16 protein-coding genes and 1 tRNA gene are annotated in these 18,871 nt (G+C 67.2%); 9 read left to right on the forward strand and 8 right to left on the reverse strand.

Going from position 1 to position 18,871, the window contains the following annotated elements; all coding sequences use genetic code 11:
• Window positions 1–374 precede the first annotated feature (374 nt).
• Together ACIOSR_RS09910 and ACIOSR_RS09915 are read left to right on the forward strand one after the other, a co-directional pair.
• Window positions 375–899, forward strand: a complete 525-nt coding sequence (locus ACIOSR_RS09910; protein WP_402752513.1) for a hypothetical protein — start codon at window positions 375–377, stop codon at window positions 897–899.
• Window positions 896–1,444: a hypothetical protein gene (locus ACIOSR_RS09915; protein ID WP_402752514.1), complete on the forward strand. Its 549-nt coding sequence runs from the start codon at window positions 896–898 to the stop codon at window positions 1,442–1,444. The genes ACIOSR_RS09910 and ACIOSR_RS09915 overlap by 4 nt, the downstream gene beginning before the upstream one ends.
• Before the next feature lie 32 nt (window positions 1,445–1,476).
• On the opposite strand, the gene ACIOSR_RS09920 is transcribed toward ACIOSR_RS09915, so the two are convergent.
• Both ACIOSR_RS09920 and ACIOSR_RS09925 read right to left on the reverse strand, forming a co-directional pair.
• Window positions 1,477–2,598: a BsuBI/PstI family type II restriction endonuclease gene (locus ACIOSR_RS09920; protein WP_402752515.1), complete on the reverse strand. Its 1,122-nt coding sequence runs from the start codon at window positions 2,596–2,598 to the stop codon at window positions 1,477–1,479.
• On the reverse strand, window positions 2,598–4,280 hold the full coding sequence (locus ACIOSR_RS09925; RefSeq protein ID WP_402752516.1) for an Eco57I restriction-modification methylase domain-containing protein: 1,683 nt from the start codon (window positions 4,278–4,280) through the stop codon (window positions 2,598–2,600). The genes ACIOSR_RS09920 and ACIOSR_RS09925 overlap by 1 nt, the downstream gene beginning before the upstream one ends.
• Window positions 4,281–5,382: 1,102 nt before the next feature.
• Here ACIOSR_RS09925 and ACIOSR_RS09930 point away from each other — a divergent pair.
• Window positions 5,383–5,526 carry a hypothetical protein gene (locus ACIOSR_RS09930; RefSeq protein ID WP_402752517.1) on the forward strand — a complete coding sequence of 48 codons (144 nt, stop codon included), beginning with the start codon at window positions 5,383–5,385 and terminating at the stop codon, window positions 5,524–5,526.
• Between the two features lie 601 nt (window positions 5,527–6,127).
• Entirely contained in the window at window positions 6,128–7,561 is a 1,434-nt protein-coding gene (locus ACIOSR_RS09935; protein ID WP_402752518.1) for an ATP-binding protein, read from the forward strand.
• Here the strand turns inward: ACIOSR_RS09935 and ACIOSR_RS09940 are convergent.
• From ACIOSR_RS09940 to ACIOSR_RS09950, 3 genes are all read right to left on the reverse strand, one after another.
• On the reverse strand, window positions 7,504–8,028 hold the full coding sequence (locus ACIOSR_RS09940) for a hypothetical protein (protein WP_402752519.1): 525 nt from the start codon (window positions 8,026–8,028) through the stop codon (window positions 7,504–7,506). The genes ACIOSR_RS09935 and ACIOSR_RS09940 overlap by 58 nt on opposite strands.
• The gene (locus ACIOSR_RS09945; RefSeq protein ID WP_402752520.1) at window positions 8,025–8,276 is read right to left on the reverse strand and encodes a hypothetical protein; all 252 of its coding nucleotides are present in this window, start codon (window positions 8,274–8,276) and stop codon (window positions 8,025–8,027) included. Before ACIOSR_RS09945 ends, ACIOSR_RS09940 begins: the two co-directional genes overlap by 4 nt.
• A gap of 444 nt (window positions 8,277–8,720) precedes the next feature.
• Window positions 8,721–8,808: transfer RNA gene (locus ACIOSR_RS09950), tRNA-Ser, on the reverse strand.
• Window positions 8,809–8,945: 137 nt separating this feature from the next.
• Here ACIOSR_RS09950 and ACIOSR_RS09955 point away from each other — a divergent pair.
• The 4 genes from ACIOSR_RS09955 (at window position 8,946) to ACIOSR_RS09970 (ending at window position 13,128) form a co-directional block, all read left to right on the forward strand.
• A complete protein-coding gene (locus tag ACIOSR_RS09955; RefSeq protein ID WP_402752521.1) occupies window positions 8,946–9,872 on the forward strand; it encodes an SGNH/GDSL hydrolase family protein in 927 nt (308 codons plus the stop codon).
• 9 nt (window positions 9,873–9,881) lie between these two features.
• Window positions 9,882–11,246, forward strand: coding sequence for a DNA repair protein RadA (radA, locus tag ACIOSR_RS09960; RefSeq protein ID WP_055975569.1), 1,365 nt, complete (start codon window positions 9,882–9,884; stop codon window positions 11,244–11,246).
• A 666-nt stretch (window positions 11,247–11,912) separates the two neighbouring features.
• Window positions 11,913–12,593 carry a hypothetical protein gene (locus tag ACIOSR_RS09965; RefSeq protein ID WP_192125149.1) on the forward strand — a complete coding sequence of 227 codons (681 nt, stop codon included), beginning with the start codon at window positions 11,913–11,915 and terminating at the stop codon, window positions 12,591–12,593.
• 13 nt (window positions 12,594–12,606) lie between these two features.
• Window positions 12,607–13,128 (forward strand): dehydrogenase, encoded by a 522-nt coding sequence (locus ACIOSR_RS09970; protein ID WP_402752522.1) that lies wholly within the window; start codon window positions 12,607–12,609, stop codon window positions 13,126–13,128.
• A gap of 133 nt (window positions 13,129–13,261) precedes the next feature.
• On the opposite strand, the gene ACIOSR_RS09975 is transcribed toward ACIOSR_RS09970, so the two are convergent.
• Window positions 13,262–13,831: an amino-acid N-acetyltransferase gene (locus tag ACIOSR_RS09975; protein ID WP_402752523.1), complete on the reverse strand. Its 570-nt coding sequence runs from the start codon at window positions 13,829–13,831 to the stop codon at window positions 13,262–13,264.
• Between the two features lie 191 nt (window positions 13,832–14,022).
• The gene (locus ACIOSR_RS09980; protein ID WP_159828242.1) at window positions 14,023–16,512 is read right to left on the reverse strand and encodes an ATP-dependent Clp protease ATP-binding subunit; all 2,490 of its coding nucleotides are present in this window, start codon (window positions 16,510–16,512) and stop codon (window positions 14,023–14,025) included.
• A gap of 195 nt (window positions 16,513–16,707) precedes the next feature.
• Between ACIOSR_RS09980 and ACIOSR_RS09985 the strand changes: the two genes are divergently transcribed.
• Window positions 16,708–17,706 carry an NAD(+)/NADH kinase gene (locus ACIOSR_RS09985; RefSeq protein WP_082460093.1) on the forward strand — a complete coding sequence of 333 codons (999 nt, stop codon included), beginning with the start codon at window positions 16,708–16,710 and terminating at the stop codon, window positions 17,704–17,706.
• A 269-nt stretch (window positions 17,707–17,975) separates the two neighbouring features.
• Here the strand turns inward: ACIOSR_RS09985 and ACIOSR_RS09990 are convergent, their stop codons facing one another.
• On the reverse strand, window positions 17,976–18,827 hold the full coding sequence (locus ACIOSR_RS09990; protein WP_402752524.1) for a serine protein kinase RIO: 852 nt from the start codon (window positions 18,825–18,827) through the stop codon (window positions 17,976–17,978).
• Window positions 18,828–18,871: the final 44 nt, after the last annotated feature.

An 18,871-nucleotide genomic window follows, 5' to 3' on the forward strand; every position in this document is an offset into this window, starting at 1 on the left:
GACGGCCACTCGTCCGGCTCGGGGTGCAGCCGCCCCGTCAGAACCGACAGCTCGGCCTCGTGCTGGATCATCAACGCGACGGCGCTGTTCAAACTGCCCTCTCGGCGTAGCCAGGGCCAGCCGCCGGCATCGTCTCGGCCGTGGGCGTAGCAGTGGTGGCCGATGCCAGCCAGCTCGGCGCGCGAGAGGACGTAGCCGAGGGGTGCGGCACGGTCCCGGCGAACCTGCCAGACGCCGAACGTGCCGGGGATCGGAGGCACTGCAATCGGGTGCGTCGGGATCGGCCGGCGCAAAATTTTCACTGCCGCCTCAACTGACCCTCGAACTCCCACGGCCGGAGCCTAGAGAGTCACCCCTGACATTAGAGTTTGGAGATGACGAATAATCAGTTCGAGACAGTGACGTCCGTCTCCTTCGATGAACTCGTGCAGGAGCTGATCGATCACCGCGTCGACGTGACCCTGACCGAGATTCTGCACAAGCTTGAAACGTACGGCGTCGAAATCACCGGCCCATATCGGGCCTACTACCCCGTTGACAGCTACGTCATCTACGACCAACTCTCCCCGCGTGCAGGCGCAATTCTTCAACGACTCGTTGAGGACGAGCGGCTGGAAGTGGTGTCGTTCGTGAGAGGGCATGGCGATCGCGTCGTCCACCCAGGGGCGTTCGAGCTGGACAAGCCCAGACGTACGGCGGGTCGCCCGACCGAGTTCACAACGGCCGCCCCGGGCCCTGGTAAGACCGACCGGGAAGTGGGCGTCAGAATCCGGCCTAAGCGCGAACCCACGAAACCGCTTGAGCGGCTGGTCGAGGAGCAGCATGACGACATGCGCACCCGCGTGTTTGTGGAGCACTCCTTGACTGAGGAGCGCAACGGTCATGCGAGTGCCCGATGACTACGGACAGCTTTAGGTCACTCGTGGCGGCCGTGGTCGCCTCATCGCAAGCGGGTTCGTGGCGAGCGGCCGTTCAAGAGTGGGTGGTCACAGACGTTGAGGACGACCCGGATCAGCAGGGAATTTGCGTCTGCGGCCAAACAGGACTGGGCCAGCTCTTCACCATCAAGAACCGCATAAGCGGAGCTGAGTTGTCCCCGATCGGCAGTGTTTGCGTCAACAAGTTTGAGCAAGCAGACCTCGACCGCCAGGTCACGGTGTTCGCCGAACTCTTGACGCTCCGAAAGGCTATCCGCGAGGGGAAAACGATCTCACTAACGTCTGAGTTCTTCTCCCGCGCTCTGCTCGAGTACTTCTTCCATCAGGACGTCTTCCAGCCAAACCAGTGGAATGGACAGGATGCTGAAAACGACTATGAGTTCTTGGTCGACATGTTCAACAAACGGGACAAAGACGCCATCTCCACAAAACGAAAAGCCAAGATCTACATGCTCCTGAAGACCACCGTGCTGCCGTTCGTGGAGGCAGGAGACGTCTCTCGATAGGCGTTCACTACGCGGTGCTGAGTACCGCCTGCTCAGGGCGTGTTGGGTCGCAGCAAGGTCACGGGGGCAAGAGCGCGGGTGTCGTTAATCGCATCCCATTGCAGCTCGAACTCTGGCTCGTCGCGGAACCAGGCGAACGTGCCGGGAGCTAGGTCTTTCAGCCGGCGCTTCGCGGGGGCGGCATTCCTGCTCTCAAAAGCCGTAAGGAACGCGACCTGCTGAGGAGGAATGTGCTGCGCGGCTGCCCAGTCGAGGAGCTGAGCTTTACGTCCCACGTCAATCGGGCCGTCTGTGTGCACGGCTTCGACCACCCAGAAGGTGCCATCCCCGCCGGCATCGAAGAGGAGCGCATCAGGCAGCAGCTGACTGACGGAGATAGAAACGCCTAGTTTACGCAGGCGCTGCTCGTCGACGTACGCCTGCTTCTCCCCCGGTTCGGAAATAGCCAACACCAATGGTGTGTGCAGCTTGCGCGGAGCCCACTCCTCGACAACGCCCTTCAGGATCAAGGAGGCGTGGCCGGTCTCGAGCAGGCGAACGGAACCGTTGGGCAAGGTGACCTTAACGGCATCGGCTGAATGCGCGTGATCGCGTACCGCCATGGCCTTCGCGCGAGCGCTAGTGGTCATGTGGGTCTCCATCCACGCCACGATCGCGGCGTCGAGGTCGTCACCCTCTAGCGCAGGGTCGAACAGGTCGGCGAAATGATCAGCAAGAGCCCACCTGGCTGCTGAGGAGGTGGTTTTCACTCCGGGCTTCGTCACCATGGCGTTGTTCTCGTGAAGCAGGTTCCACGAGTCGTCACGGAGTGATTCTCGAGTGTCCTGCGCGTACCACTGCGTAAAAGTCATTTCCCAAGAACTTAAGAGCGCCGCGACATGCTTTCGGCCTCGCATGGCAGCTTTACCCCAAGCGCGCCGCCGCTCTTCGGAGTCCGCGGTAGTGAGGACTTCCTCTTGCATCCACAAAGCGGTGGAGGGACGCGCCCAGACGGTCTCGACGTCGGGACCGACCGCCCCGACGTAGAGGAGCGCAGCGATGCCCGCGGCGGAGATGGGGCTGGAGAGGTTCGTATCGAACGCCTCGCGAGGAAAGATCTTGAGGAGGCGTTCGGCCGCGAGGTCGCGGTTGACGATGGGGCGGAGTGAGGTCATCAGCCGAGCCGGTAGGCCTTCGCCACGGCTGATTCGAGTTCTTCGCCGAAGAGGTCTTCCCAGGAGGCGAGTACGTCAGCGGCTGGCAGAGGCAGCGCCGCGAGTTCGTAGCTGGAGACTGCAACCGTTCCGCTGAGGCACCGCATCACACGGTCCAGGGTGCGTGTGGCGAGGACGCGGGCCACTGCGGCCCTTGAGAGCAAAGGAAGGAGCATCGTCGGCCGAAGGACATTGACGTGATTCTCGATGACGACGCTGCCGCCCATTTCACTTAGCTTCTCCGGTGTGAGCTCGGCCGGGACAAGCCGACGAGACTGTTCGGGTGCTGTTGTGCGCTGGACAAGCACTGCCGGCTCGTCGAGCGTCATCACCGCGGCATCCCGATCGTCCCGAATGCTGAGATAGCGCTGGGTGTTCCGAGCGGCGGCGCGGCCGACTTCACCGCCGTCGATGTCCGCACCCCACAAAATAATTCGGCGCGCTCTGCCGGGCCGGGCATGAATATCTTCGCGACGCCGATTCCACACCAATGGACCTGTCGAGGCGTGATAGCCGGCCGCGCTCAGTGAGAGCGGCAGCTGCGCGGCGGCTGCAGCAATCACCGCGTCCGCTGGATCGCGTGGGATTAGCCAGGGTGCTGAGCCGCGCGGCGGTGCAATCGACGCAACGGATTCGATATGCCCATTGACCCGGGCCACCGTGGTCTTGCGGTGGCGTCGGCGTTGGAACACTGCGAGGCAGGTCTCCTGGAGCACTCCGGTGAATGACCCACTGCGATCGAGGACGAAAGCCACGCTACGCAACGGTGCTTGGTCGGACAGGTAGCCGCGGAGGCGGTGCTGGTAGAGGCCCGCAGCGAAACTGGTCGGAACGAGTGCGCTGAGCACGCCGTCGACAGTGAGATTGCGCGCGCCCTCTGCCATGAACAAGCCGTAGATGTTGGCATGCCCGTAGACCACATGGGCGTACTGCTCGCGGGTCGTGACATCCAAGGACACTCGACCATAGGGCGGATTCATGATCGCGATCGAGGCAGGGCTGAGCGTTGTGTCCAGGCCGTCGCCCTGTCGAATGAGAGCAGGAAGCGGGCGCCGGCTCTTTGCTGGTACCCGGGCGAGCGTGGGCAGCATTTCTGCCGCCAGGATGACACTTCCCACCCAGGCGGCGTGCCCATCTTGGTCAATCCCCTCGATCAGCTGCGGGAGGGCGGCCAGAGTCAAAGTGGGGTCGCTGAATGCCGCGGCGCGCAGATGCTCGCGCAAGGGCGGAAGGAGCAGAGCCCCCGAACCAGCGGCCGGATCTCGAAGCAATCCGGGGAGTCGGTGGTCGTCGCTGTTCCACCCCAACGCAACTCGTGTCTGCGACCACAGGTGGTCTGCAAGATCCGCGGGCGTGTAGTGCTGCCCGTGCTGTGCGCGACTTGAGGGAGAGAGGGTCTGCACGTACGCCTGCCCAAGCTCATGGCCGGATCGATCGTGCAAGTCCGGGGCGCTCGACGCGTCGCTGAACAGAGGCGCCAACCCGTCGACGGCGTGCTGCAGATCGAGCCAGCTCCCGGAGAGGCCGACTTGCGCTGCACGATGTGCCCACCACGAGCGCAGAGAAGTAAGCATCTCCGCGGTCGCGTCCGGTCGGTACGCGGCTACTGATGCGGCCGCAGCCTTGGTTCCCGAACGCGCCATGAGACAACGATATGGCTGCCGACCCTCGGCGCCGAGACGAACGCTCACAAATTAACTAGGCCGAACTCCTCTGGCGGCTCTTCATGGAGCCTTTCCGGCGTCTCGTAAGAGGATCGGTCACCGACCAACGGCGGAGGCTAGCCACTCCCCCGCACCTTTAGGGCGCCGGCTGTCTCGATAGGTCAGTCCAAAACTGATCTCGGTGAACGACCGTCTAACGGGCGCCCGGTCAGCGGGGTTCCCAGAAACCCGGACAGGTTCGAAACCCCAGTTTCAAACCGATCGCCGTTTCTGGCCGGCACATCCGAAGGCCGGGCGAGTCCACACGGAATCGATCGCTTTTGACGCATCGGAGCGGTCTGAACCGTCCAACATTTGCCAACTCCGTCGTCGAGCTGGAGCCGTGTGATACTCTGCACCTAGTCGCAGAAGGCCTAGTAGGGCTATTGACAAGTACAGGGTCCGCCAGGACCGTGAACGACTAGAACCGCAACCTTGTGACCTACAAGGGGTTGCCCAAGAGTTTGGCAACGCAAGGGGCTACCTGCCCGTCAAGTAACACGCTCCCCCCACGGGACGTGCTGCTCACGGGAACCCAGGAAGCCATCTCCTTGCATAGCAGAATGCGTTATATCGTCATCCACCAACTGGTGTAGGCACGTGGGGGGTCATGCACCGTTTGGAACACGATGCCGAATCTCCAGTCCCTTCTCACTTGGGCCGCTCCCGCCGCGAGTTTGGCCTTCTCAACGGTGAGCCCCGTCGTGCTGGTTTTCGCCTGCGCCTGGATGGGTCTTCTCATCTTCCTGAGCCTGATGAGCGTCCTGGGAAAGGGTCGCCAGTCGAAGCAGGCACTGAAGGTCTTGACCGTCGTTTACGGCCGCCGTCCGCAGCCGCCGCCACCCTCCAATTTGCCATAGTCGACGAGAGCGTTTTCTCGTCTGACACGGTTTAGGCGCTGGCCAGGGGGCTCGAGGTGCTGCGGCAGCTGCGCCGTCGATAGCTGCTTCTAGCGTGCCCCTTTGGGCGTGCAGGGACCAGGTAAGGCAATGCGGCGCATCCTCAACAAGCGAAAGGGAGGAAACACCCGTACGCATGCCCGGTGTTCCCAAAATCGTACGGGCTGTGGCTCGTGCAGCAACAACCGGCGCCGCCCCTCAGGTACATCACCACCCGCAGCTCCATGGGCCGCTGGGTGTTCGACGTCTACGCGCACTACCGCAACGAGGGCGGCCGCCGGCCGTAGCTGCGCACTTTCGACACTCTCAACGCCGCCGCCGCGTGGACAGTGCAGCACGACGCCGAGATCCGCGCACTGATCGAGCGCAGCTCGCCGGAGCTGGAAGCGTGGCCAGGGACGGTCTAAGCCCCGGGGCTCGACTCGATGCTGCCAGCGATCCACTCGTAGCTCCCCTCGGAGCTGACGCGGTGTAGCTCGTCGCAGTAGGCAACGGCGTCCGCGGCGAAGGGCGACTAACGAGCCATGGGCGGTCACTGACCGCCTCGGCGTGGCCATAGACGTGGACGGCGATCACGTTGTTGGCGGCGTCGGCATAGACGACGCGGAACCATGCGAGGGGAGCGGCCGAGAGGTCATCGAAAGCCTTGATTCGGGCGACGTTCGTACCTTCGAACACAAGCTGGTACTGAGTCACCCGCCGACCCTAGGTCAGTCGGCCGACAGTGGCGCAGCTGCCGCAAGCGGCTTACAGCCTGATCGCTCCGGTCTCGACGCGCTCGATGATGATCTTGTGCGCGACGCCATCAACCGCGCTCGTCCGCCCCTGACATCGGCTCGCCTCAGAAAATCGCCGGATGGCTAAGGTGACTACAAGGGGGCAAATCACATGGGTGTTTGGGACAGACTTTTCAAGAACAAAGCCGATCCGGGCGACTCACGTCCGCGCAGTTACCTATTACGCAAGTCGCGGGAGCCGTCGACCGAGGGTCGTCAGCGGTACGACCTCGTTCGTGAGTACGACCTCGAAGAGGTCTTCACGCCTGGGCAACCAGCTGACAAGGGATTCGTCCGGCGCCCAGCTGAAGAGACGCTGCTGGCGAACCTGCTCCAAGAACGAGGCACACAAATTCTCGTCTGGGGCGAGTCCGGCGCAGGGAAGACATCTCTTGCGAGAAAAGTCTTGGAGGAGTCGGGACAACCTTTCATCACGACTCGTTGCGAGACGACCACCAGCTACGAGCAGATTCTGTCTTCAGGGTTCGAGCGAATCAAGGCAATGCGCAAAGTTGGCACTAGCAAGCAAGACAACCGCACTGTCGGTGGCGGGACCGAGCTAGGAGGGACACTTTCTCCGGCCTCGGTGAACGCACACACCGAATGGGAGGTCGGTCAGACCGACGACTACGCCACGGTCGTTGCCGCCCAGATTACTTCTGAGTCCCTTGCACTGAGACTCGGGGAAAAAGGCTTTGTGTGGCTAATCGAGGACTTCCACAAAGTCGCCCCTGAGGTTCGGTTAAGACTTGCAGATGCAATGAAGGTGTTCAGCGACGAGTCACCAAACTTTCCGAAATTGCGCATGGTCGTACTCGGCGTTGCAGAGACAGCTACTCAAATCCTTCGAGCCCCATCAAATATGACAGGCCGCCTCGCAGATCTTCGTCTTCCGCCCCTAACGGACGACGAGCTCGGAGGCATTCTCGACACCGGCAACCGTCTACTGAACGTTGATTTTGCGCCTGTACGCGAGAGACTCATCCACCATTCCGTCGGTATTGCCAGCGTCACCCACGCTTTGGCTCGGGAATGCTGCATTGCTGTCGGTGTCCGGAAGACAAGCCCGAAAACTGTCGCGATCACGCCGGCGGCTCTCGAGATCGCGAAGAGTGCTTACACCGCAACACGAGGAGGCGACTTCAAGGATGACTTCGACGTTGCGATGGAGGTCAAAGTCACTCGCACCTACGCAAACCATGCGATTATCTTGCGCGCCCTCGCCTCGCTGCCTGAGCGAGGTGCTACTCATGCCCAGATTCAAGCGGAGATCCTAAAAACGCACGCAAAGTACCCACCGGGAAACCTGACCAAATACCTTCGCGAGCTTCAGACAGAAGACCGCAAGGCCCTTGTTCGACGGACCTCAGAAGGAGTCTTCCGCTTTGACCGGCCGCTACAACACGCCTACGCAAAGCTACGTTTCGATGTCCCGGCGCGTGAAGAGGAAGATTTTTGGTCCTCGAGCCTCAGTGTCAGTCGCGAGGATCAAGAAGAGTCCGTGCGCCTCGCCCTAGAGGAGAATCCCGAGGCGCCGGCACCATAGGCGGCTACTGCGTCATCGGCCGACCCTATGGGCGGCCTCAGACGCTGCTTATTACTCCCCCATCGGGCCGCCCTGGGTAGCTCTCGGGCTCCGACTTGGGGAAAGGGTTTGCCGCCGTTGTACTGGATCTCGAGGCGCTCGACCTCCTTCATCGCAGCCCCCGAGAGGAACTGCGACAGGGTGCGGATGCCCTCGTAGGGGATGGTGTGCATGATCGCGCCGCGGATGCGATCGGTGTCCTCGGTGGATTGGTAGAACGAGACCTTGGGCGGGTACTTGCTGCGGGGCTTGTCGGCGCCCGTGGGCGCAGCGTCGACGACCGGGACGGTCGTCGACGCTGGTGCAGCTGAGGCCGCAGCCTGCGGCTCGGGCGACGGCGCCGCAGCGGCCGCCGGCTCGACGGGCGGCGGCGCGATCGGGCTCGCCCCGGTGAAGCTGGATCGGCGGCGTTCGGGTCGGGCGCTCATGCGCGTGCTCCTTCGAGGGTGGCGAGTTGGTCGGCGTAGACGGCGGCGAGGGCGGTCGCCTCACCACTCCCCCAATCGTCGAGTCCGCGCGATGCCGCTACGGCATCCGCGATGAGGACCCGCTTCTGGATCGATGGGGTGAGGATGCACAGCCCTTGCGCGGTGGCGGCGTCCGACAGGTCGTCGTCCCATGCTCGGCCGTCGCTGGTGAGCTGGTCGCGGCTCGGGGCGCAGTCAATCAGGATCAAGTCTTAGTCGCCGGAGACGACCCACAGGGCCTCGCGGAGACGGCCCTCGCGGCCTGCACCGGCGATCACCAGTTCATCGCGGACGGTTCCGCGAGCAACGCCCACCGTCCGCACGAGGTCGAGACCCGGAACGATGACGTCGCGCAGCGTCTCGAATGCACGTGCGCCGCGCGCGACCGCGAGGCCGCCGGGTCGTCGTCGGCGGGTTCGGCGGCGATAGGGCTGCTGAATTTGCCCGGAGGTCAAGGTCGACGAGGAGCGCGTGGCGTTCGGTCTTCGCCACAGGATGGGGCAGCTGGACACCCCTCGTGATGCGGAAGTGCTGGTTGCTCACCGGATCTCACCACGTTCCTGTTACCGCTGCGTTACCGCTGTTCCCTATCGACGAAGAAAAGAGCCCCGGAACCCCTGTAGTTAAGGGGGTTCTCGGGGCTCTGTCTCCTGCGGTACCGGTGGGATTTGAACCCACGGTGGAGTTAACCCCCACACATGTTTTCGAGACATGATCCTTCGGCCGCTCGGACACGGTACCGAGAACGAGTTTAGTACATCCGGCGGCAGGGACGAAACCGGGCGATCCTTCGCCCACAGGCGCGCGCCTCCTCGGGGTTGTGCACAGGGTGCACGGACGCCCGGCACGGGCGTCGGAGCCCGGCGTAGCCTCGGCCCATGCCAACACGCCACACCGTCCTCGCCTTCGTCTCGGGCGTCGGCGTCACCCTCGCCACCACGGCCGCCGCCGGCGCCGGCGTCAGTCGCTTCATGCAGCGCCGCAACGCGGCCGCCGCCGACCTGAACGCCTTGCTGCCCGTCCACTCCGCCTGGTGGCGCGACCGCTTCGACCGCAAGGGCAAGCTGCTCTACGTCGCGATGGGCGACTCCGCGGCCCAGGGCATCGGCGCCTCAAGCCCGGCCCGGAGCTACGTCGGCCGCCTCTCGGCATACATGCGCCGCCAGAGCCACACCTCGCTGCGCGTCGTCAACCTCAGCGTCAGCGGCTCGACCACCTGGCTCTGCCGCAAAGACCAGCTGCCGAAGTTCGAGAAGTACGAACCCGACGTCGTCACCGTGGCCATCGGCGCCAACGACATCATCCAGTTCAACCCCGAGTCGTTCGAGAAGAACCTCCGCGTCATCTACGGCGCCCTGCCCTCGCACGCCATCGTCGGCGACCTGCCCGCCATGTGGATTCCCGACCGCGAGAAGAAGCTCGTCGAGGCCAACGCCATCGTCCGCCGCGTCGCCGGCGAGTTCGGCCTCACCGTCGCCCCGCTCTACGAGACCACCCGCAGCCAAGGCTTCTTCCGGACCTACCGCAACTCGGCCGGCGACCTCTTCCACCCCAACGACCGCGGCTACCGCGTCTGGGCCTCGGCCTTCGAACCCGCCATCGCCGCCCGCCTCGCCCGCATCGCCGCTGACGAAGCCGCCACCACCCACGAGGTCCGCGAGGCCGAAGCCGTCGCGGCCCACACGGCCGCAGCAGCCGCGGCCCCGACTGCCGGCACCAGCAGCGACACCCCGACGACGGACACCGCAGGAGGCGCCACCACGTCCCCGACGGACGCCTCCGCCGATGTCGGGGGCGCCTCCTAGGCTGACGGCATGGCTCGCACCACCACTCCCCCGTTCCGCTGCACCGAGTGCGGGTGGACGTCGCTCAAGTGGGCGGGGCGCTGCGGCGAGTGCCAGAAGTGGGGCACCGTCGTCGACGTCACCTCGGCCCTCGTCAGCGCCCGCGGCACCGCCTCGGTCCGCGTCGAAGGCGACCGCGTCGCACGACCCATCACCCAGGTCGAAGCCAACAGCGTCGCCTACTGGCCCAGCGGCATCGCGGAGTTCGACCGCGTCCTCGGCGGAGGCATCGTCCCCGGCGCCGCCATCCTGCTCAGCGGCGAACCCGGCGTCGGCAAGTCGACCCTGCTGCTCGAGGTCGCCTCCCGCGCCGCCGCCACCGGCGCCCGCGTCCTCTACGTCACCGCCGAAGAGAGCGCCTCGCAGGTCCGCCTCCGCGCCCAACGCACCGGCGCCATGCACGACAACCTCTTTCTCGCCGCCGAGGTCGACCTCTCGGTCATCCTCGGCCAGATCGACCAGGTTGACCCCCAGCTCGTCATCGTCGACTCGGTGCAGACCGTCTCGTCCTCGACCATCGACGGCATCGCGGGTGGCACCTCCCAGGTGCGCGAGGTCGCCTCCACCCTCATCCGCGTCAGCAAAGACCGCAACCTGCCCGTCCTGCTCGTCGGCCACGTCACCAAGGACGGCACCATCGCCGGCCCCCGCCTGCTCGAACACCTCGTCGACGTCGTCTGCCAGTTCGAAGGCGACCGGCAGACCGCGCTCCGCTTCATCCGCGCCCACAAGAACCGCTTCGGCCCCACCGACGAGGTCGGCTGCTTCGAGATGACCGGCGACGGCATCGCCGAGGTCGCCGACCCCAGCGGCCTCTTCATGTCGCGCAACGGCACCCCCGTCAGCGGCACCTGCATCACCGTCGCCATGGAAGGCCGCCGTGCCCTGCCCGTCGAGGTCCAGGCGCTCATCGTCGCCAGCTCGACACCCCAGCCCCGCCGCGTCGTCAACGGCGTCGACTCCTCCCGCGTCGCCATGCTGCTCGCCGTGCTCGAACGCCGCGCCGGCATCCGCCTCGGCGACGCCGACGTCTACGTCAGCACCGTCGGCGGCATCAAGATCACCGAACCCGGCGCCGACCTCGCCATCGCGCTCGCCCTCGCCAGCGCCAGTCGCGAGAAGCCCTTCCCCCAGACCATGGCCGCCGTCGGCGAGATCAGCCTCGCCGGCGAGATCCGCCCCGTTTCCTCGCCCAAACAACGCGCCTCCGAAGCCCGCCGTCTCGGCTTCACCCAGCTCGTCGACGCCGAGTCGGGCAACCTGCGCGAAGCGCTCCGCCGGGCGTTCAGCGCCGCGGGCTCCGAACGCGACCGCGAACTCGACCGGGCCTTCTGAGCCGACCCGACCCGCGCCTCCTTACCCGGGACACCCGCGTCTCTCGGCCCGACCCGCGCCTCGTGACCCGAGGCCGACTCGGGTGTGCTGACGCGTCCCGTGATTCCTGACCCAGGCCCCGGGCCGGGCTGGGCCCGGCCGGCGGACGTACGGTCCCGCACGTCCGACACCAGGTGCGAGTGGGCAGAAGGTGCTGCTCCCACCAACCCGACGAGCACCTTCTGCCCACTCGACGGCCGCGACGCCTGCACCCCCGCATACGAGCACCGACCCGTCGAGTGGTCCCGAACCATCCTTCCGACGCACCCGACGGACGATCTCCGACCACTCGACCCGCGCCTCCGGAACCAGAGCCGCACCCACCGGCCCGGCCCGCACGAGATGAGGGCCCGAGTGGGCAGAAGATGCTCCTCCCCCGCACGCGAGCAGCATCTCCTGCCCACTCGGCCTCCACGTCCCGACCACCCGAGCACCGCCCCCACCCGACATGACCCGCCCGCACCCGACATGACCCGCCCCCACCCGACATCGCCCAGCATCGCCCGCACCGGGGTACACCCGGGTCGGCGGCCTCACCAGGCACCTGCACCCCGCTCCACGCGGATTCTCAGCCCACACGCCGCGCTGGTCCCGGCCAACCCCCTGACCGGCCCTTAACCTGTGCCCATGTCGACGTTCAAGAACCCGGTCGGGCCGCAACCGCCCTCGGTCTACTGGCGTCGTCGCGCGGTGCTCGCGCTCGGTCTGATCGCGGTCGTGGTCATCATCGTGTTGATCGTCGTCCGCCCCGGGTCCGGCTCGGCAGAACCCGGTGCCGCCGCGACGACCTCCGCGCCCCCGGCCGACACCGCCCCCAGCGAACCGGCCCCCACCGAGACCGCCCCCGCGGCCGACGCCACCGCCGATCCGGCCGACACCTCGACCGAGGGCGCCTCCGACGCCCCGGCCTGCTCGACCCGCAGCATCGAGCTGAAGCCGGTCACCGACAAGACGAGCTACGCCGCCACCGAGCTGCCGCAGATCTCGATGTCGATCACCAACTCGGGCCGCTCCGACTGCTCGATCGACCTCGGCTCGGCCCAGCAGACCCTCGTCATCTCGAGCGGCGAAGAGCAGTACTGGTCGTCGAAGGACTGCCAGGTCAACGGCACCAACCAGGTCGTCACGCTCACCGCCGGCCAGACCCTCAGCACTCCCCCCATCGCCTGGGACCGCACGCGCTCGTCCGCCGACACCTGCGAGTCGACCTCGCGCGAACCCGTCACTGCCGGCGGCGCGACCTACCGCCTCGCCGTCTCGGTCGGCGACATCACCTCCGCCGACACCGCCCAGATGATCCTGAACTGACAGTGACCCACCCGTGAACGCAGCCACCCCCTCCTCCGAGCCCACCGACCCCCGCGAGCCCGTCGACCCGGACGACCGCAACGGCACCCTCCGCTCCGAGTCGCTCGAGCTGGCCCTCGCCGCCCAGGACGCCGCCGCCGTCGCCTTCGCCCTGCGGCACGACGTGGTCGTCGTCCCGAAGCTCGTCCTGCCGAGCGGCGCGAGCGCCACGAGCAACGCCGACGCCGCCGCCGCCGCCGCCGCACCCTCGACCGGCGGCCCCGACGACGGAGCCCTCCCCGACGAAGGCGACCAGGTCCGCGTCTTCGGCCGCGAGAACACCGACAAGCGCATCCTGCTGCTCTTCTCGTCGGACGACACCTACGCCGCGATGGTCCCCGACGACCCCAACCGCCAGGTCATGCTCTACGACGCGCTCTCGCTGCGCGCCTTCCTCGAGGCCCACCTCGACGTCATCGAGCAGGTCTTCTTCGACATCGCCGGCCCGCACACCATGGCCGCCAACCCGGAAGACCTCCTCAAGGCCCTCGGCTAGCGAGAAGCCCCCGAGCCCAGGAGGCGCGGGTCGAGTGGTGGGGCGGCGGGGCGCCCCCCCCCCCCCCGGGCCGGGGCCCCCGCCCCCCCACCCCCCCCCCGGCCGCAGCGAACGCGAGTTCGCGCGCGGACGACTACAACGCGGGCAGCGCCTTCAGCATCCGCGAGTTGCCGAGCGTGTTCGGCTTGACCCGGGCCAGGTCGAGGAACTCCGCCACACCCTCGTCGGTCGAGCGCACGAGCTCGCCGTAGACGTCCGGCGGCACGAGACCCTCGTCGCCCACGTTGAGGTAGCCGTGCTTCTCGAAGAAGTCCACCTCGAACGTCAGGCAGAACAGTCGGCCGATCTCGAGCCGACGGGCCGCCCCTTCGAGCGACTCGAGGAGGCGGTGGCCGACCCCCTTGCGGATCCATGCGGCGTCGAGGGCGAGCGTGCGCACCTCGGCCAGGTCGTCCCACATGACGTGCAGCGCGCCGCAGCCGATCGGCACCCCGTCGGGCCCGACCGCGATCTGGAACTCCTGGACGTCGCCGTACAGCGTCACGAGGTCCTTGCCCAGCAGGATGCGCTTCTGCACGAACGGCTCGCACAGCCGCTGGATGTGCGGCACGTCACTCACGACCGCGTTCCGCACCGTGATGCCGTGCCGGTCGGCACCGACGAGTCCGTCGGCACCGGTGGGCGCGTCTGCCGCGTCTGACATGGAACTCCCTCGAAGACCACGACCCGAGGAGGCGCGGGCCGCCGCCCAGCCTAGCGACGCGTTCGCGACCCGGCCCCGGGTACGCCGAAGGGCGGCCTCCACAGTGGAAGACCGCCCCGGGCGTCGAAGGCGACCCGCGCCTCCTTCGGTGTTGCTGTCGTGCCGATGTTGCCGTCGTGCTGGTGTCGCGCCTAGCTCTCGAGCTCGGGGGCGTCGCCCACGAGGACTTCTTCGCGACCCGGCTGACGCGAGGTGGCGAAGGTGAACTCTCCGTCGACGAAGTCGACCTGGACGTGGTCGCCCGCGTTGAGCTCACCCTGGAGGATGCGCTCGGACAGACGGTCCTCGACCTCGTGCTGGATGGCACGACGCAGCGGCCGGGCACCGAGCGACGGGTCGAACCCGATCTCGATGAGACGCTCCTTCGCGGACTGCGAGAGCACGGCCGTCATGTCGCGGTCGAGCAGACGGTCGGACAGGCGCTTGACGAACAGGTCGACGATCTGCAGCAGCTCTTCTTGGTTGAGCTGCGGGAACACGATCGTCTCGTCGACGCGGTTCAAGAACTCGGGCTTGAAGTGCTTCTTGAGCTCTTCGGTGACCTTCGAACGCATGCGCTCGTAGGAGGTCGCCGTGTCGCCCTCGATCTGGAAGCCGACGGGGCCGCCGGTGATGTCCTTCGTGCCGAGGTTGGTCGTCATGATGATGACCGTGTTCTTGAAGTCGACGACACGACCCTGACCGTCGGTGAGACGACCCTCTTCGAGCACCTGCAACAGCGAGTTGAAGATGTCGGGGTGGGCCTTCTCGATCTCGTCGAACAGCACCACGGAGAACGGCTTGCGGCGGACCTTCTCGGTCAGCTGCCCGCCTTCTTCGAAGCCGACGAACCCGGGAGGGGCACCGAACAGACGCGACACGGTGTGCTTCTCGCCGTACTCGGACATGTCGAGCGAGATCAGCGCGCCCTCGTCGTCGAACAGGAACTCGGCGAGCGCCTTGGCCAGCTCGGTCTTGCCGACGCCCGTGGGCCCGGCGAAGATGAACGACCCGGAGGGACGCTTGGGGTCCTTCAGGCCGGCACGCGTGCGGCGGATGGTCTTCGAGAGGGCCGCGATGGCCTGCTCTTGTCCGATGACGCGCTGGTGCAGGGCCTTCTCCATGAAGACGAGACGCGAGGTCTCTTCTTCGGTGAGCTTGAAGACCGGGATGCCCGTGGCCTGGGCCAGGACCTCGGCGATGATGCCCTCGTCGACGGTTCCGCCGGCTCCGGCCTCGCCCGAACGCCACGTCTTCTCGAGACGGAGGCGCTCACCGAGCAGCTTCTTCTCTTCGTCGCGCAGCGAGGCGGCCTTCTCGAAGTCCTGGTCCTCGATCGCGCCCTCTTTCTGGCCGCGGACGCCGGCGATGCGCTCGTCGAACTCGCGCAGCTCGGGCGGTGCGGACAGGATCGACAGACGCAGGCGGGCGCCGGCCTCGTCGATCAGGTCGATGGCCTTGTCGGGCAGGAACCGGTCGCTGACGTAGCGGTCGGCGAGGTTCGCCGCCGCGACGATGGCGCCGTCGGTGATGGACACCTTGTGGAAGGCCTCGTACTTGTCGCGCAGCCCCTTGAGGATGTTGATCGCGTGGGGCAGCGAGGGCTCGTTGACCTGCACGGGCTGGAAGCGGCGCTCGAGGGCGGCGTCCTTCTCGAAGTGCTTGCGGTACTCGTCGAGCGTGGTCGCACCGATCGTCTGCAGCTCGCCACGGGCGAGCAGCGGCTTGAGGATCGACGCGGCGTCGATGGCGCCCTCGGCGGCACCCGCACCCACGAGGGTGTGGATCTCGTCGATGAAGACGATGATGTCGCCGCGCGTGCGGATCTCTTTGGTGACCTTCTTCAGGCGCTCCTCGAAGTCACCGCGGTAGCGGCTGCCGGCGATGAGCGAGCCGAGGTCGAGCGAGTAGAGCTGCTTGTCCTTCAGCGTCTCGGGGACCTCGCCCTTGACGATCGCCTGGGCCAGGCCCTCGACGACGGCGGTCTTGCCGACGCCGGGCTCACCGATCAGGACGGGGTTGTTCTTCGAGCGACGGGAGAGGATCTGCATGACCCGCTCCATCTCTTTCTCGCGCCCGATGACCGGGTCGAGCTTGTTGTCGCGCGCGGCCTGCGTCAGGTTGCGACCGAACTGGTCGAGCACCTGGCTGCCGCCCTGCGCGCCCTGGGTCTGTTCGCCGCCCACGGCCACCGCCTCTTTCCCCTGGTAGCCGGAGAGGAGCTGGATGACCTGCTGGCGGACCCGGTTGAGGTCGGCGCCGAGCTTCACGAGCACCTGGGCGGCGACTCCTTCACCCTCGCGGATGAGGCCGAGCAGGATGTGCTCGGTGCCGATGTAGTTGTGGCCGAGCTGCAGCGCCTCGCGCAGGCTCAGCTCGAGGACCTTCTTCGCACGAGGCGTGAAGGGGATGTGGCCGGTCGGCTGCTGCTGACCCTGGCCGATGATGTCTTGCACCTGCTCGCGCACGGCGTCGAGCGAGATGCCCAGCGACTCGAGGGCCTTGGCGGCGACGCCTTCGCCCTCGTGGATCAGACCGAGCAGGATGTGCTCGGTGCCGATGTAGTTGTGGTTCAGCATCTTCGCCTCTTCTTGGGCGAGGACGACGACGCGACGGGCACGGTCGGTGAATCTCTCGAACATCTTCTTTGCTCCCTAGGTGGCGGGGTGGTTGTCGCCACCGAATGTGCATCTGGCGCCCGCAGGGTTCGGCACCGGTTTACAGAGAGAGTAACCAGGCCCCGCGGCTTAATCTGCCCCTGTTCGCTGGGGGCATAGAGCAGTGCGCAGGCGGGCTGACGGGGCGCGCTGACAGGGGTGGCGGCTAGCCTCGCGTCCATGGGCAAGTTCACGGTCGGCCTCGTTCCGCACCCCACGAAATCGGTGCTCGACAGCGTCGAGATCATCCGCGGCTGGACGACCCGCTCACAGGCGCACCTCGTCGCCATGACCTCCGACGCGGCACGGGTCGGCGACGGCGTCGAGCTGGTCGACGAGCGCACCTTCCGCGAGCGCGTCACCGTCGTGGTGGCCCTCGGCGGCGACGGCACGATGCTCGGCGCCATGCGGCTCGTCGCCGAGCGTCCCGTGCCCGTGCTGGGCGTCAACTACGGCAACGTGGGCTTCCTGGTCGAGGTCGAGCCGCACGAACTGCCCGAGGCGCTCGACCGCGTCGGCCAGAAGCAGTTCTCGCTCGAGGCGCACCACGCCCTCGAGGTCACGCACTCGGCGTCCGGCTTCGAGAACACCTACCTGGCCTTCAACGACGTCTCGGTGGCCCGCCGTCCGGGCGAGGGCGTCGTCTCGGCTGACCTCGTCCTCGACGAGACGCCCTACGGCTACTACAAGGCCGACGCGATCGTCGCGGCGACCCCCGCCGGGTCGACCGCCTACAACTACGCCGCGGGCGGGCCGATCCTGTCCCCCGCGATCGCGGCCGTCGTGGTCACCCCGGTGGCGCCGATGTCGGGCATCGACCGCTCGGTCGTCCTCGGCCCGCGAGAGAAGTTGCGCTTCGAGATAGGCGACGGCACGCACTCGGCCGCGCTCGAGGTCGACGGGCGCGTGGTCGCCGACGTCAGCGAGGGCTGCGTCATCAGGCTCGTGCTGCGGCGCGACGCCGGCCAGGTCATCCGGCTCGACGCCGACCGACACGGTCGCAAGGGCCGCCTGAAGCTCAGCCTGCTCGACCTGCCGTTGCGCGAGGACCAGCTGCTCGAGCTCGTCCCCACCGACGTCCGGGCCCGCTTCCGCGAGCGAGCCGAACGCGCCGGCGGCCTCGCCGGCGTCGCCCACGACGACGACACCGCCGTCACCGGCATCAGCCCCCTGCACTGACGCGGCCGCTGCCGCTGCCCAGGGGCATCAGCCCCGGGCGCCGACGCGCCGGCCTTCAGGAGGCGCGGTGCGCGGTGATCGCGCGCCGCGCCTCCTGCGCTCTGCCGCCGTCGTGCGGCCCGGGGCAGCGGCCGCGGACTCGAGCGGGTTCGGCCACGGCGGGAGGTCGCGGACGCCCGAGTCCCACGAACACGCCCGCCCTGCCGCTCGCCGTGCGGCCCGGCCCTAGCTCGGCCGGCCAGCCCGGCCCGGCGCGGCGCGGCCCCGGCCTAGTACACCTCGCCCAGCGCCTCGGCGAAGACCTGCTCGGGGTCGCGGACGAACCCGCGCCGGGCGAACCAGGCGCAGACGTTGCGGCAGTCGCGTTCGAGCAGCTCGACACCGGTCGGGTTGCTCGCGACGTCGACCAGCTGGGGCACGTCGATGGCGACCACGCGCCCGTCGTGCACGAGCAGGTTGTACGGCGAGAGGTCCCCGTGCGCGAAGCCGGCCCGGGCGAAGCCGATCACGATCTCGTGCACCTGCTCGAACAGCGGCCACAGCATGGCGCCGTCGTCCTTGACCTGGGCGAGGCGTGGGGCGGCCTCGGCGCCGTGCCCGATGAACTCCATCAGGATCTCGGTGCCGCTGATCTGCACCGGGTACGGCACGGCGACGCCGAGGGAGTTCATTCGGCAGAGCGCGTCGAACTCGGCCGCGGCCCAGAGCCCGGCCTGCACGCGGCGGCCGTGCGCCGAGCCGCGAGCCATCGCCCGGCCGTCGCGGGTGTTGCGGACCCTTCGGCCCTCCCGGTACTCCGACGAACGGTGGAAGTCGCTCTGCTCGGGCCCGCGGTACCGCTTCGCGGCCAGCAAGGAGGCGCGGGCTCCGTCACCGGCGCCCAGCACGACGTCCGTCGGCACGGCTCGGTCGATCAGGTGGACGTCGGCCTCCTTGCCGGTCTTGACGACGCCGAGCTCGGTGTCGATCGCGGCCGCGGAGGTCACGACCCAGGCGGGCCAGGGCCGGGAACCGCGTTCGGTGGGGGTGGCGGCCGGCCAGGTGGACCAGCGCTGGTCGGCGTCGGAGTCGGGGTCGACGGTGGAGAAGGTGGGGACGACGAAATCGTCGGAGAAGGTCAAGCGGTGCTCCAGGGGAGGCGTGAGACCGGCCCGGCGGGCGCGAC

It is taken from the genome of Frigoribacterium sp. NPDC087798 (genome assembly GCF_044742985.1).
Taxonomy (GTDB): Bacteria; Actinomycetota; Actinomycetes; order Actinomycetales; family Microbacteriaceae; genus Frigoribacterium.

Bases quoted from the DNA above. Each gene is read 5' to 3' on its own strand.
- radA (WP_055975569.1), top strand. From the start codon at position 9,882: ATGGCTCGCACCACCACTCCCCCGTTCCGCTGCACCGAGTGCGGGTGG.
- ACIOSR_RS09965 (WP_192125149.1), top strand. From the start codon at position 11,913: ATGTCGACGTTCAAGAACCCGGTCGGGCCGCAACCGCCCTCGGTCTAC.
- ACIOSR_RS09935 (WP_402752518.1), top strand. From the start codon at position 6,128: ATGGGTGTTTGGGACAGACTTTTCAAGAACAAAGCCGATCCGGGCGAC.
- ACIOSR_RS09985 (WP_082460093.1), top strand. From the start codon at position 16,708: ATGGGCAAGTTCACGGTCGGCCTCGTTCCGCACCCCACGAAATCGGTG.
- ACIOSR_RS09915 (WP_402752514.1), top strand. From the start codon at position 896: ATGACTACGGACAGCTTTAGGTCACTCGTGGCGGCCGTGGTCGCCTCA.
- ACIOSR_RS09920 (WP_402752515.1), bottom strand. From the start codon at position 2,598: ATGACCTCACTCCGCCCCATCGTCAACCGCGACCTCGCGGCCGAACGC.
- ACIOSR_RS09910 (WP_402752513.1), top strand. From the start codon at position 375: ATGACGAATAATCAGTTCGAGACAGTGACGTCCGTCTCCTTCGATGAA.
- ACIOSR_RS09925 (WP_402752516.1), bottom strand. From the start codon at position 4,280: ATGGCGCGTTCGGGAACCAAGGCTGCGGCCGCATCAGTAGCCGCGTAC.
- ACIOSR_RS09980 (WP_159828242.1), bottom strand. From the start codon at position 16,512: ATGTTCGAGAGATTCACCGACCGTGCCCGTCGCGTCGTCGTCCTCGCC.
- ACIOSR_RS09940 (WP_402752519.1), bottom strand. From the start codon at position 8,028: ATGAGCGCCCGACCCGAACGCCGCCGATCCAGCTTCACCGGGGCGAGC.
- ACIOSR_RS09975 (WP_402752523.1), bottom strand. From the start codon at position 13,831: ATGTCAGACGCGGCAGACGCGCCCACCGGTGCCGACGGACTCGTCGGT.
- ACIOSR_RS09955 (WP_402752521.1), top strand. From the start codon at position 8,946: ATGCCAACACGCCACACCGTCCTCGCCTTCGTCTCGGGCGTCGGCGTC.